This is a genomic window from Rhodanobacter sp. MP1X3 (assembly GCF_014207165.1).
Classification (GTDB): domain Bacteria; phylum Pseudomonadota; class Gammaproteobacteria; order Xanthomonadales; family Rhodanobacteraceae; genus Rhodanobacter.
Map to the genome: position 1 here is coordinate 662,888 of NZ_JACHCO010000001.1, position 14,501 is coordinate 677,388.

Consider the following 14,501-nt stretch of genomic DNA (forward strand, 5'->3'; position numbering starts at 1 on the left):
CTCTAGCTTTAGCGCTTGAATGATGGCGGTTTCGCGTTGCGCGTTATCGGACAGGATTTGCCGGGAAAATCGATCGGCCGGGGTGTCAGACACGATGGATCATTTCAAGATAGATGGATGGAGTCGCTTGTGCACTCTCCCTCGGGCACTGCTGTTCGTTGCGCTCGTCAGTGCAGGGCTTCTGCATGCGCAGGAGGCCTCGAACGCTGCCGAGGTTTCTCCTGCTGCGCCGGCGCCACAGGCAACAACGCAAAATACTCCGGTCAATGCCAAGCAGCTGGCGACTGTAGTGGTCCAAGCCACCGCCGTCCCGGGCGGAGCGGTGCTGGATGCCGACAAGGTTCCGGGCAATGTGCAAAGCCTGTCGGCGTCTGATCTCACGCGGAATGGCTCTGCGAGCATGACGCAAGCGCTGAATGCGCAGCTGGGCAGTATCAGCATCAACGACAATCTCGATGACCCGTTTCAACCCGATATTCTGTATCGCGGCTTCGAAGCTTCGCCGGTGCTCGGCACGCCCCAGGGTTTGGCGGTCTACCAGAACGGCGTGCGTATCAACGAGGCGTTCGGCGACACGGTCAACTGGGATCTGTTTCCCGACATGGCGATCAATCGCGTACAGGTCGTCAGCTCGAACCCCGTTTATGGGCTCAATGCGCTGGGTGGGGCCATCTCGGTCGACATGAAAAACGGCTTCAACTACACCGACGGTGAGCTTGAGCTGTCAGGTGGTTCCTTCGGTCAGCGTTCCGCGGCCGCGGAGTACGGCGCCAACAACGGTACCTTCGGCATCTACGCTGCGGCCAAGACGTTGGATGAAGACGGCTGGCGCGACTTCTCCTCCGACTCGCTGCGCCAGTTCTATACCGACTTGAGCGCACGCACGGACCGGCTCTCACTCGACCTCAGTTACACGCATGCCGAGAACCAACTGGACGGTCAGGGCTCCGCGCCTGCGCAGGAACTGGCGATCAGTCGGAGACTCGTTTTCACCGGCCCACAGGCGAACGACAACAAGCTGAATTTCGTCGCCTTGAACGGTACCTACAAGGCGACCGATAACTGGTCAGTGCAGGGCGTGCTGTATTACCGGCAGTTCTCGCAGAGCGTCGCCAATGGCAACACCACGGATTACACCGCCTGTACCAGTGCGGCTGCTTCCGGTTCCCTGTGTCAGTCCGACGGACTCACGCCGGTCGTCAACGCGGCGGGGCAAAACCTGCCGGATATCTCCGATGGCGGAGCAGTTCCGATCGGCGAAAATGATTTCGAGACGATCAATTCCTATGGTCGTGGTGCGACCTTGCAGGCGAGTAACGATCAGTCGATTTTCGGGCACGACAATCAGTTCACCGTTGGCGCCACGTTCGACTACGCACATACGAATTTCTATTCGGGCGCGCAGATCGGTGTCATCAATGCGCAGCTTTCGGTGCTGCCATCCGACCTGATTATCGATACGGCGGAGAGTTCACCTTTCGGTGCGGTGCCGGTGATTCTTGGCGCGAATGACAGGGATGCCGGCGGTTACGTCACCGATACTTTCAACGTGACGCCGAACCTTGCACTGACCGCGAGCGGGCGCTACGACGTAGCGCACATCGATCTGCAGGATCAGCGTGGTACCAGTCTCACCGGCAACAGTCGCTTCAGCCACTTCAATCCCGCCATCGGCGGCACGTACAAGCTGACACCGACGCTCACCGCGTATGCAGGCATCTCTACCAATACGCGCACGCCGACCGCAAGCGAAATCGAATGCTCCGATCCGACGAAACCGTGTCTATTACCGTCGAATCTGGCGGGCGATCCGCCGAACCTGCGGCAGGTGGTTGCGCATACGGCGGAACTCGGTTTGCGCGGAAAGATTCCCGATGGGTCCTCGGTCAGTGACGGCATCTCATGGAATCTCAGCGCGTTTCGAACCAATTCATTCGACGACATCTACGGCATTTCCACCTCGGTCAGCAGTGGCTTCTACCAGAACATCGGTTCGACGCGGCGCGAAGGTCTCGAGGCTGGTTTCAATTATCAAACCGATCGGTGGTCGGCTTACGTCAACTACAGCTACATCTACGCCACCTTTCAATCGGCCATCCAACTGCCCTCACCCTCGAACCCTTACCAGGATGCGGACGGCAATATCGAGGTGCGACCGGGTGACCGCTTGCCTGGCATACCGAAGAATCGCGTGAAAATGGGTGTGGATTACGCCTTTACGCCGCAATGGAAGCTCGGCGCGTCGATGATTGTGGTCAGCAGCCAGTTTTATTTTGGCGATGAGTCCAACCAGAATCAGCAGATGCCGGGTTATCACGTCGTGAACCTGCACACCAGTTATCAGGTCGCCAGGAATGTCGAGGTATTCGGTTCGATCGACAACATCTTCAATGCCAAATACGCCACATACGGGATTTACAGCGACCCGACCGGCATTGGTGCCCCGGGTGTTCCGGCCGACGGCGTGACCAACGGTCCGGGCGTCGACAACCGGTTCTACAGCCCGGCCGCGCCAACGGCGGTTTACGGTGGTGTGCGGGTTACCTTCTGATCAGCCGGGCAGGGCGATATCGTGCTTGCGCATCTTGCGGTAAAGCGTATTGCGACTGATGCCAAGCGCACTGGCAGCGCGACTGATATTCCAGTGCAGGCGTTCGAGTTCGCGCAGCAGCGCATCGCGTTCGGCGGATTGCAGTGGTGCCGCCGCATCCTTGATTGCATGACTTGTGATTTGAGATGCACTGCCATCGGTGATTTCATGCGGCAGGTTGCCGACACGGATCATGCTGTCGCTGCACAGCGCGGCCGCGGTACGCAATGTGTTGCGCAGCTGGCGGATATTGCCTGGCCAGTGATAGTCCAGCAGCCGCTGCATGGCATCGTCGTGGATCGCCGGGATCGGCTCGTCGTTATCGTCATCGGCCAGCAGGGCCTCGATCAGCTCGCGCTTGTCGGTGCGCTCGCGCAGCGTCGGCAGCTGCAGGGTGATGCCATTGAGGCGGTAATAGAGATCCTCACGGAATTCACCGTTCTGCACCATTTGCAGTAGATCGTGATGCGTGGCGCTGATGATATGCAGATCCACAGGCACAGCCTGTTCGCCACCCAGTGGCACCACTTCGTGTTCTTCCAGCACGCGCAGCAAGCGCGTTTGCATGTGCAGTGGCATGTCGCCGATTTCATCGAGGAACAGCGTGCCGCCGCTGGATTGGCGGATCTTGCCCAGATGACCTTCGCGTGCAGCGTCGGTGAATGCGCCGCGGGTATAGCCGAACAGCTCGCTTTCGATCAGTGCCTCGGGAATCGCCGCGCAGTTCACGGCCACGAACGGGCGCTCCGCCCATGCACTGGCCAGATGCAGCGACTTGGCGAATGCCTCCTTGCCGGTGCCGGTCGCGCCCTGCAGCAGCAGTGGCACCTTGCGCCCGAACAGGTGGCGACCGCAATGGATGTTGTGCTGCATCCGCGCATCGGCGACCACGTGCTGCCGAGTGGACGTCTGCACGCCGCTGGTTTCTTTCTTCGGTGTGCGGGAGGTCGTGGTGGACTGCGCGGTGGGCGTGCGCACACGTGCGAAGAATCGACGTCCGTAAGCAAGATCGCGTACCGGCCACAGCAGCGATGCATCCGTGGCGGCGCGACGTTCCACTGTTTCGAAGTCGAAGGGAAAAATCGAAGTCAGCGATTTGCCGACCAGCTGCGCGCGCGACATGCCCAGCTGCGCCATCGCGCTGTCGTTGACCGCGCGCACGATGCCATCGCTGCCAACGGCGAGCAGTGCTTCGTGCAGCAGGCCAACGAACTCCGGGCGGCTGTGGAATCGCAATACCCAGGTGGTGGCGCATTCGCGCATGAAGCGGCAGCGCGAAATCAGATTGGCCGACATGTTCACCAGCGCCATCGTGTGGCGCTGGATCAGTCGCGTATCGCCGGTGTTGACGGTGGAGGCATCGAGTACGCCCAGCACCTTGCCCTGCGCATCCAGCACCGGTGCGCCCGAGCACGACAGCCCGGTATTGAAACGGCGAAAATGTTCGTCCCGATACACGGTGACCGGCACGCCTTCGGCGAGGCAGGTGCCCAGCCCGTTGGTGCCTTCGTACTGTTCGCTCCATATCGCGCCGATGCGCAGGCCGGCGTCGCGAAATTCGCGGGTGAGGCTGGGGTCGGTAATGGCACCGAGAATCACGCTTTCGGTATCGCTGAGAATGACCGCGTAGCCGGAACCGGCGATCATCTCGTACAGACTTTCCATCTCGGCGCGCGCCACATTGAGCAGTTCGCCGAACTGCTGCTGCCGTTCGCGCACGGCTTGAGCGTTGAGCACTGGCGTATCGCGTATCGCGTCCGGCGCTGTGCCAAATTCGTCGACGCAGCGCTGCCAGGATTTGGTGACGTGTGGCGCCACTTCGCCGCGGCCAAGCCGCTCCCGCAGCAGACCATCGACATGCGATACCGCGTGCGTTATCTGCAGATTGCTGCTCATGCTTGGCTCTCTCGACGATGGACTGCCGTGTCCCGTGGGTACGCGTCAGTCCCCAGATGTTGGTCGTTTAGATGGTCGTCATTTAAGAATGGTCCCGGTGCCAGCGGTAATCAAACTGCAGCGCAACATTTGGCACGGACTGTCACCGACCTTTGTGCCAGAACAGCGACAGTGCATCGGAACGGCATCGCTGCAGCTACCCAGGCATCGAGGCTGTGCCAGGCCAACGTCGTTGGCTCGGCTCTTGCCTGACTCTTCTGTAGCCTGTTTTCTGATGTGTCTGTTCTGGAACGGAGTCGACAGATCGGAAATGTCGATGACGTGCCTGGTGATTCGAAGGAGATAGGGACATGACGGAGGTGCGGGTCGTGCAACGCCTGGCCAACCCGGCCGATCTCGTGTGGGCCATGATCGGCGACTTTGGCGGTCTGCACCGCTGGCATCCACAAGTGAGCAGCGTGGATCTGTCGTGGGAGGGGCGCATCCGCACCGTGCATTACGTCGATGGCAGTCGTGCGGTGGAGCGGCTGGAAGCACGCAGCGATGCCATGCGCCGCTATGTCTACGTCGTGGTTGATGGCAAGGTACCGGTCAACAACTGCCGGGCCACGTTGCACGTGCGGGATAGCGAAGGTGGCAGTGCGGTGGTGTGGTCGTGCGAGTTCGAACCACTGGGCGATGGCGAGGTCGGCGCTTGCAAGACGCTGCAGGCGCACTATCACGAAGGCCTGCTCGCGCTGGTGTCGGCGCTGAATGGCTGAGTTCTCGATGTAGTTATACGCGACTGATTGCTCGAGTAGCCGCTTCGACGTCAATGCCTGGTCGAGGATTTTCCCGGATCGCCAAGCGCGCTGGCCGTCCAGTCGCCGCCCATGTCGCCGATGAGCGACACCGTATCGAGCAGACGCTGCTGCTGCACGCTCAGCGCGCTTTGTTGCGTACTCAACTTGGTTGCCTGCGCGGTGGCGGCGGTGGTGTAGTCGACCGTGCCGGCCTGATATTCATTGAATGCGATCTCGGCTCCGCGGCTGGCGTCGCGCACGGCCGAGTCCAGCACGTCACCTTGCTGGGCGAGGATGCGCAGGCCGGACAGATCGTCCTCCACGTTCTGGAATGCCGTCAGTACCGTGCCGCGATAGTTGGCGACCGACGCTTCATAGGCTGCCTTGGCCGCAGCAACCTCGGCATGCCGTGCGCCGCCATCGAACACTGTTTCGCTGACGTCGGCGCCGAGCGACCAGATGTGGTTGGCAACGTGCAGCAGGCCGGCCAGCGGCGATTGCGAAAAGCCATCGGCGCCCGATAGCGAGAGGCTCGGGTAGTAGGCTGCCACGGCGACGCCGATCGCGGCGTTTTCCGCGGCCATCTGCCGCTCGGCCACGGCGATGTCCGGTCGACGTTGCAACAGAGTCGACGGTACGCCAGCAGGTACCAAGGGCAGCGTGGGCAAGGTCGTGCTGTGCGGGATGTCGAGTTCTTCCGGATTCTTGCCGACCAGCACGGCAATCGCGTGCGCGTATTGCGCGCGCGACACGCCCAACGCGAGCAGGCTGGACTGCGCATTCTCCAGCTGGGTGCGCGCGCTGATGACGTCGGAGGGTGGCGTGGTACCAGCAGCGCCCTGATTGCCAACCACGCGCAGAGACTCCTTGTACGCATCGACGGTTTTCTGCAGCAGGTCGATATTAGCGTCGGCCACACGCAATTCGATGACGGCGGTTGCCAGCGCGGTCTGTTCGGACAAGGTGGCATTGGCCAGCGTCGCTTCACTGGCCTGCGCGGTCGCTTTGTTTTCTTCAATAGTGCGGCGGACCTTGCCCCACAGGTCCGGGGCCCAGCTGACGTTGCCTTCGAGCGAGCCGGAGTTGATCACGCTGCCGCGTGAGCCACTGGCCGCGCTCGTGCTTGAGCTGCCGCTGCGTTCGCGTGTGCCCGAGCCGGTAACGCCGATAGTCGGGAACAGCCCGCTGCGGGCCTGCTGCACTTCGGCCAACGCTTCCTGGTAGTTGGCGTAATCTTGCCGCACGGTCTGGTTGGATACCGACACCATGGGTTCGAGTTGGTTGAGCAGCGGATCGTCAAAGCCAGTCCACCAGTCAGCCTTCGGCGCGGCGGCGGAAGGTTCGGCTACCGTCCACCCGGGCAGTTCCTTGTACTGGGTGGGTACGGCAACTTTCGGACGCTGGTAATCGGGGCCGACCATGCAACCGCCGAGCAACAGGACCAGCGAAGAAGCGAGGACTGTGAGGGATATCTTCATGTTCATGCGCTTGCGTCCGATCGTCTGTTCCACGGCAGCGTTTCCGACCACCTGGCGAGCCTGGCCCGCAGGCGGTCGAGATAGAGGTAGATCACCGGCGTGGTGTAAAGCGTGAAGACCTGGCTGAGAATCAGGCCGCCCATCACGGTAATGCCCAGCGGCTGGCGCAGCGACGCGCCCTGACCAATGCCGATGGCCAACGGCACGGCGCCGAGCACGGCGGCGGCGGTGGTCATCATGATCGGTCGCAGGCGCACGACGGCAGCGTCGTGGATCGCCCTCTGTGGTTCATAGCCTTCGTCGCGCTGCAGATGGATGGCGACGTCGATCATCATGATCGCGTTCTTCTTGACGATGCCGATCAGCAGGATGATGCCGATCATCGCGATCACCGAGAACGGCGTGCCGAAGATCAGCAGCGCGAGCGTGGCGCCGATGCCCGCCGATGGCAGGGTGGAGAGAATGGTGATCGGGTGCACGGTGTTTTCGTAGAGGATGCCGAGCACGATATAGACCGCTCCCAGCGCCGCCAGAATCAGCAGCGGCATGGTCGACATGGATTGCGCGTACACCTGCGCGGCGCCGGCAAAGCTGCCGTGGATCGATGCCGGCAGGCCCAACTGCTGAGATACTTGATTGATTTCTTCGGTAGCCTTGCTCAGCGAACCACCGGGTGGCAGGTTGAACGAAATCGTGGCGGCAACCAGGCCACCCTGATGGCTGACCTGCGTCGCGGTGTGATTGCTCACGTAGGTGGCCAGTGCGGGAAACGGCACCAGCGTCTCGGCCGATGTGCTGTCCGCGCTACCGCTGGAGCTGCCACCCTTGGCGTTCGAGATGGCGTTGGTGAGCTGGTTGGCCTCGGCGTTGGCGTTGAGCGCATTGGTGGACGAGGAACTTTGCGTCGATGTTTCCGCCGACTCGGCAGTCACGCCTGTCACCAGCGCGCTCGACATCTGTGTCTGCGCTGTACCGCTTGCATTACCCGCCGCGGTGCTGAATTTAATACGGTCGAGCATTTGCGGGTATTGCCAATATTTCGGTGCAACTTCCATGACGACGTAATACTGGTTGAGCTGGTTGTAGACGGTCGACACAGTGCGCTGGCCGAAGGCGTCGTAAAGCACGCTGTCCAGCTGATTTGGTGCAAAACCATACCGGGCCGACGTGGCGCGATCCATGTTGACGTAGATCTGCAGGCCGTTCTGCTGCAGGTCCGAGTTGACGTCCGACATCTGGCTGCGGTCCTTGCCCAGCGCGGTCACCAGCTTGGGCACCCACGTGAACAGCGCATTGGGGTCATCGCTGGTCAGCGTGTATTGATATTCGGCCGCTGACGAGCGGCCGCCGATATGCAGATCCTGCGCCGCCTGCAGAAACAGCTTGGCGCCGGACACGCCGTTGAGCTTCGGGCGCAGGCGATCGACCACTTCAGTTGCGGAGAGCTTGCGCTCCGCCAGCGGCTTGAGTTCGATAAACACATTGGCGGTGTTCAGTGCGCGGCCGCCAGTGAAACCTGCGACCGAGGCGACCGCAGGGTCCTTCTTCACGATCGCCTGCAACTGCGCGAGCTTCTTCTCCATCGCCTGAAACGAGATGCTCTGATCGGCGATGATCTGGCCTATCAGGATGCCGTTGTCCTGTTCCGGGAAGAACGTGGACGGCAGCAGCTTGATCAGGAACACGTTGAGCACGATCAGGCCGATCAGCGTCAGGCCGACCAGCAGTGCGTGATCGAGCACCGTGGTCAGCGTGCGCGAATAGGCGTTCTGGAAGCGCTCGAACTGCCGCTCGTACCACAGCGCCCAGCGCGCCTTTGAATGCAGCGTTTTGCGATTCAGTACGAAGGCCGCCATGGTCGGCGTAATGGTGAGCGAAATCACCAGCGAGATCAGGATTGCGATGGACAGCGTCACTGCGAATTCGTGGAATAGCAGGCCGACAATGCCGGGCATCAGCAAGATCGGCAAAAACACCGCGATCAGCGACAAGCTCATCGAGATCACTGTAAAGCTGACCTCTGCGCTGCCGACTAACGCGGCCTCGTGCACGTCCATGCCCGATTCGACGTGGCGCACGATGTTCTCCAACACCACCACCGCATCATCGACCACGAAACCGGTACCGATGGTCAGCGCCATCAGCGACAGATTGTCGATGCTGTAACCGAGCAGATACATCGGCCCGAAGGTGCCGACGATCGACAGCGGTAGCGCCACCGCCGGCACCAGAATCGCGCGCGGCGACTGCAGGAACACAAACACCACGCCGATGACCAGCAGCACGGCAATGAACAGCGTGCGCTCGGTATCGCCCACCGCGGCGTTCACCGACTGCGAGCGATCCACGGCGATGCCGACATGCACATCGTGTGGCAGCGTGGCCTCGATCGACGGCAGCACGTTGCGGATCTGCGCAACGGTCTTGACGATATTGCCACCCGGCAATGGAAAGACGATCACCAGCACGGCGTCCTTGCCGTTGTAGAGGCCGGCGTTGCGGATGTTTTCGGCGGAATCCTCGACATCGGCAACATCGCTTAATTTCACCGCGGCGTTGTTGCGATAGGCCACGACCAGATCACGATAGGGCGCGGCCTTGTTGATCTGGTCGTTGGACAATACCTCGAAACGCTGGTTGCCCTGATCGATATGGCCCTTGGCGCTATTCGCGTTGGCCGCGCTGATCGCCGCGCGCACGTCCTCCAGGCCGATGCCATAGCTGTTGAGCTGATCCGGCTGCAGCTCCACGCGCACCGACGGCAGTGCGCTGCCACCCAGCGTGATCTGGCCCACGCCATCGACTTGCGACAGCTGCTGCTGGATGACTGAATCGGCCGAGTCGTAGAGCTGCGCGCGCGTCAGCGTTTCCGAGGTCAGTGCCAGCACCATGATCGGTGAATCGGCCGGGTTGTATTCGCGATAAGTGGGATTGTTGCGCAGCGTCGACGGCAGGTCGGCGCGTGAGGCCTGAAGTGCCGCCTGCACGTCGCGAGCGGCGCCGTTGATATCACGGCCGAGGCCAAACTGGATGGTGATCTGCGCCGTGCCGACCGAACTGGTCGACGTCAGTTCGCTGACATCGGCAATCGAACCCAATCGGCGCTCGAGTGGCGCGGCCACGGTCGAGGCCATGATGTCTGGACTGGCACCGGCCATGCTCGCCTGCACCACGATCACCGGAAAGGTAATGTTCGGCAGCGGCGCTACCGGCAGGCGAAAATACGCCAACAGCCCGGACAGCAGGATGGCAACACCGAGCAAGGTCGTCGCCACCGGCCGTTTGATGAAGATGCCAGGAATGCTCATGACGACATGCTCACGGCGTGTGCTCTATCGCCTGATCAGACGACGATCCTGAAGACGGTTCCGAACGCTTGCGCCGGAAGCGCAGCGCCATGCGATCGAAGAGCAGGTAGATCACCGGCGTGGTGAACAGCGTCAGCACCTGGCTCAAGGTCAGGCCGCCGATGATGGCCAGGCCCAGCGGTCGGCGCAGCTCCGAACCGGTGCCGGTACCCAGCAGCATCGGCAACGCACCGAGCATCGCCGCCAGCGTAGTCATCAGGATTGGCCGGAAGCGCAGCAGCGACGCCTCGAAGATCGCTTCTTCCGGCGACTTGCCGTGTTCGCGTTCGGCCTCGAGCGCGAAGTCGACGATCATGATTGCGTTCTTCTTGACGATGCCGATCAACAGCACGATGCCGATAATGCCGATGACGTCCAGATCTTCGCCCGCAATCATCAGCGCTACCAACGCGCCAATACCGGCCGATGGCAACGTCGAAAGAATCGTTACCGGGTGGATGAAACTCTCATACAGCACGCCAAGTACGATATAGACAGCGACCAGAGCGGCGATCAGCAGGTAGACCTCGCTCGACAGCGAATCCTGAAACGCCTGCGCGGCGCCCTGGAAGGATGAGGTGATCGACGACGGCAGATGCACCGCCAGCTCGGCCTGATTGACTTCGTCAACCGCCTTGCTCAACGAGGCGTCCTTGGCCAGGTTGAACGAAATGGTGACGGCCGGAAACTGTGCCAGATGGCTGATCACCAGCGGCGACTTGGTGATCTGAATCGCCGCGATGCCTTTCAGCTGCACCTGGCCACTGCTGCCGGTCTGACTGGGCAGGTAGATGTTGCCGAGCGACTCGACCGTCGGCAGGCTTTCTGGTTTGGCCACCAGGATCACTCGGTATTGGCTGGACTGATCGAAGATCGTCGACACGATGCGCTGACCGAGTGCATCGTAGAGCGCGTTGTCGATCGTCGCCGGGGTAATGCCGTAGCGTGCGGCCAGTTGGCGATTGACCTCGACGTTGACGCTGAGGCCGTCGTTGTTCAGGTCGCTGGTGACGTCGGTGATGGACGAAATCTTTTTCATGCGCGCGACCAGTTGGGGCACGTACTGCGTAAAGGCCTGTTGGGTCGGTCCGCGCAGCACGAACTGGTATTGGTTCGGCGAGATGGTGGTGTCGAGGGTGAGATCCTGCTCGGGCTGCAGGTACAGCTTGATGCCCGATACGTTCGTTACCTCGGTCTGTACGCGTCGGGCGATTTCAGCGGCGGTCGAGGAACGATCGCTGCGATCCTTCAGATTGATCAGGAAGCGGCCGTTGTTGAGCGTGGTGTTGGTGCCGTCGATGCCAACATAGGAGGTGAGATCGGCGACATCCGGATCCTTGAGGATCGCCTCGGCCAAAGCGGCTTGGCGTTCCACCATCGCGGTATACGACACCGAATTGTCGGCGACGCTGATGCCCTGGATCACGCCGACGTCCTGCGTCGGGAACAGGCCCTTGGGGATGACGATGTAGAGGATCACCGTCAGCGCCAGCGTTCCAAGGAACACCATCAGCGTCAGCGTCTGGCGTGCCATGACAAAGCGCAGCCCGCGTTCGTAGGCTGCCAGGGTCTTGTCGAACAGGCCTTCGCTGATCCGCTCGAAGCGGCTGGGGTGGCGATCCACCTGCGCTCTGAGCAGGCGCGCGCAGAGCATCGGCACCAGGGTCAGCGAGACGATGCCGGAGAGTACGATCGTCACCGCCAGAGTGACCGCGAATTCGCTGAATAGACGTCCAATCACGCCACCCATGAACAGCAGCGGGATCAGCACGGCGATCAGCGAGATGGTCAGCGAAAGGATGGTGAAGCCGATCTGTCCGGCGCCTTCGAGCGCAGCCTCCAGCGGTGTTCGGCCTTCTTCCAGATAACGCACGATGTTCTCGATCATCACGATCGAGTCATCGACCACGAAACCGGTAGCGATGATCAGCGCCATCAGCGACAAGTTGTCGATCGAGTAACCCAGCTCGTACATCACCGCCAGCGTACCGATCAGCGAGACCGGTACGGAAATACTCGGAATGATCGTGGCCGGTATGTTGCGCAGGAACACGAAGATCACCAGCACCACCAGCGCAATGGCCAGGATCAGCTCAAACGCTGCATCGGAGACGGATGAACGGATCACGCCGGTGCTGTCCGACACGATCTCGACCTTCATGCCCGCCGGCAGCGTTGACTCCAGCTGCGGCAGCAACTGCTTGATCTGGTTGACCGTGGCGATCACGTTCGCGCCGGGCTGGCGCTGGACGTTGAGCACGATGGCCTGGGTCTTGTTGTACCAGGCGCCTTGCTCGGTGTTCTGCGCGGACTGGGTCACGCGGGCGACGTCACGCAAGAAAACGGGTGCACCGTTCTGGTAAGAAATCACCGTGTCCAGGTAATCTTTCGGATCCTGGATCTGATCGTTGCCATTGATCGTGTAATCTAGGTCCGGGCCGTCGAAGTTGCCCTTGGGCTGGCTGACGTTGACGTTGGCGATCAGCGACCGCAGATCATCGATATTGAGTCCGTACGCGGCAAGCTTCTGCGGGTCGGCTTCGACCCTGACCGCTGGAACATTGCCGCCGGCCGGCGTGACCAGGCCGACACCCGACACTTCGGAAATCTTCGCGCCGAGCCGGTTGTTGGCGACGTCCTGCAGCTGCGGCAGCGACATCGAGGTGGATGTCACGGCGAGCGTGAGAATCGGCTGATCGGCCGGGTTTACCTTGGCGTAAGTCGGTGGTGCTGGCAGGCCGGTGGGCAGCAGACTGTTGGACGCGTTGATCGCCTCCTGCACGTTCTGCTCGGCGACGTCAAGATTGAGTGAGAGATCGAACTGCAGGGTGATGACCGAAGCCCCGGCCGAGCTGTTCGAGGTCATCTGCTGCAGGCCCGGAATTTCGCCCAGCTGCACTTCCAGCGGCGCGGTTACCGTGGTTGCCATCACCGTGGGGCTGGCCCCAGGGTAAAAGGTCTGAATCTGGATCGTCGGGTAATCGACGTCGGGCAGGGACGAGACCGGCAGGAACTTCACCGCCACCAGACCGACCATCACCAGGGCGATCATCAGCAGCGACGTTGCCACCGGCCTGAGTATGAACAGGCGGGAAATATTCATCGGATCGCCTGCCTGCCGTTTACGAAGCGCGTGAGGCGGAGGCGGTGTCGTGTGTCCGCTTTCCGCGTGGCTGCTGCGCGCTGGTGCCGGACGATGCGGGCGCGTCGGTGCTGCCAGCTTCAGCCGGCTTGGCGGACCTGGCGGACGCGATCTTGATCTTGGCGCCGTCGCTCAAGCGGTCCATGCCATCGGTGACCACTTGCTGGCCTGCCGAAAGGCCCGACAGGATCACGGTGTTCTTGCCGTCACTCGGCCCCTGCGTCACCTTGTGCACGGAGACGGTCTGGTCGGCGTTGACCAGATAAACGTAATCCCCCGGCGCACCGCTCTGCACGGCTGGCGTTGGCACCAGTACAGCGTTCTGCAGGGTATCGACCAGCAACTTGACGTTGACGAATTCGCTCGGGAACAGCGCCTCATCGTCGTTGGCAAAGGTGGCGCGCAGGCTCACCGTACCGGTACCCGTGGCCATCTGATTGCCCAGCGCATACAGCGAGCCGGCGGCGATCTGCTTGGTGTTGTCGCTGTTGTAAGCGGTGACGGCCAGCTTGGTATTGGCGGTATTGAAGCGGGCCAGCACCTTGCTCAGCGCGTTTTGCGGCACGGTGAACTGCACCGTGGTCGGCTTCATCGTAGTGATGGTCACGATGCCCGGTGAGGTCGATTGCGTAACATAGTTGCCGGGATCGACCAGCCGCAGGCCAACCCGTCCGGCCACCGGCGCGGTGATATGGCAGTAGGTGAGATCGAGATCGTATTGCGCGATGCTGGCACGGTCAGACTGCACGGCGGCCTCGTCCTGCTGCACCGTGAACCTCTGGTCGGCGTAGGTTTGCTCGGCAATCGACTTCTGCTCGTGCAGCTGCGTGTAGCGGGCTAGATCGGCGCGGGCCTGGTCCAGCGTTGCCTGGTCCTTGGCCAATTGCGCCTGCGCCTGCTGCTTGCTGATTTCGTACTGGCGCGGATCGATCTGGGCGAGAAATTGCCCCTTCGTCACGTCCTGGCCTTCCTGATAACCAACCCCGGTCAGGTAACCGCTCAATTGCGGGAGCACGTTGACAGTGGCGATCGGAGTGACTGTGCCGAGTTCGCTCAAGGTTTCCGGCATGCTGCCCAAGGTCGCCGTGGCGGCGCTGACCACCTGCGCTGGCGTGCCGACTCTCTCTTTCTTGCCGTTCAAGAGATGAAACACCACAAGAACCACCAGAATGACAATCACCACCATCGCGATGAGCCATCCGCGTTTTTTGTGCGGGTGATGACCGGCTGCGTTCGGAGTGACGGTGCTCATAAACAATCTGCTCG

General features: G+C 61.4%; 7 protein-coding genes. 2 read left to right on the forward strand and 5 right to left on the reverse strand.

What is annotated here, in order from left to right:
- Positions 1 to 127: 127 nt before the first annotated feature.
- On the forward strand, positions 128 to 2,551 hold the full coding sequence (locus HDE79_RS02695; protein ID WP_184600372.1) for a TonB-dependent receptor: 2,424 nt from the start codon (positions 128 to 130) through the stop codon (positions 2,549 to 2,551).
- On the opposite strand, the gene HDE79_RS02700 is transcribed toward HDE79_RS02695, so the two are convergent.
- A complete protein-coding gene (locus HDE79_RS02700) occupies positions 2,552 to 4,486 on the reverse strand; it encodes a sigma-54-dependent Fis family transcriptional regulator (RefSeq protein WP_184600373.1) in 1,935 nt (644 codons plus the stop codon).
- Between the two features lie 350 nt (positions 4,487 to 4,836).
- On the opposite strand from HDE79_RS02700, the gene HDE79_RS02705 reads away from it, so the two are divergent.
- Positions 4,837 to 5,247 (forward strand): SRPBCC family protein, encoded by a 411-nt coding sequence (locus HDE79_RS02705; RefSeq protein WP_184600374.1) that lies wholly within the window; start codon positions 4,837 to 4,839, stop codon positions 5,245 to 5,247.
- A 50-nt stretch (positions 5,248 to 5,297) separates the two neighbouring features.
- Here HDE79_RS02705 and HDE79_RS02710 read toward each other — a convergent pair whose 3' ends face one another.
- The 4 genes from HDE79_RS02710 to HDE79_RS02725 are packed head-to-tail and all read right to left on the reverse strand — an operon-like array spanning position 5,298 to position 14,487.
- Complete coding sequence (locus HDE79_RS02710; protein ID WP_343205896.1) at positions 5,298 to 6,779, reverse strand: efflux transporter outer membrane subunit; 1,482 nt, start codon at positions 6,777 to 6,779, stop codon at positions 5,298 to 5,300.
- Positions 6,749 to 10,054, reverse strand: coding sequence for an efflux RND transporter permease subunit (locus HDE79_RS02715; RefSeq protein ID WP_184600375.1), 3,306 nt, complete (start codon positions 10,052 to 10,054; stop codon positions 6,749 to 6,751). The genes HDE79_RS02710 and HDE79_RS02715 overlap by 31 nt, the downstream gene beginning before the upstream one ends.
- Positions 10,055 to 10,064: 10 nt before the next feature.
- Positions 10,065 to 13,196 (reverse strand): efflux RND transporter permease subunit, encoded by a 3,132-nt coding sequence (locus tag HDE79_RS02720; protein WP_184600376.1) that lies wholly within the window; start codon positions 13,194 to 13,196, stop codon positions 10,065 to 10,067.
- Between the two features lie 19 nt (positions 13,197 to 13,215).
- On the reverse strand, positions 13,216 to 14,487 hold the full coding sequence (locus tag HDE79_RS02725) for an efflux RND transporter periplasmic adaptor subunit (RefSeq protein ID WP_184600377.1): 1,272 nt from the start codon (positions 14,485 to 14,487) through the stop codon (positions 13,216 to 13,218).
- Between the last annotated feature and the right edge of the window lie 14 nt (positions 14,488 to 14,501).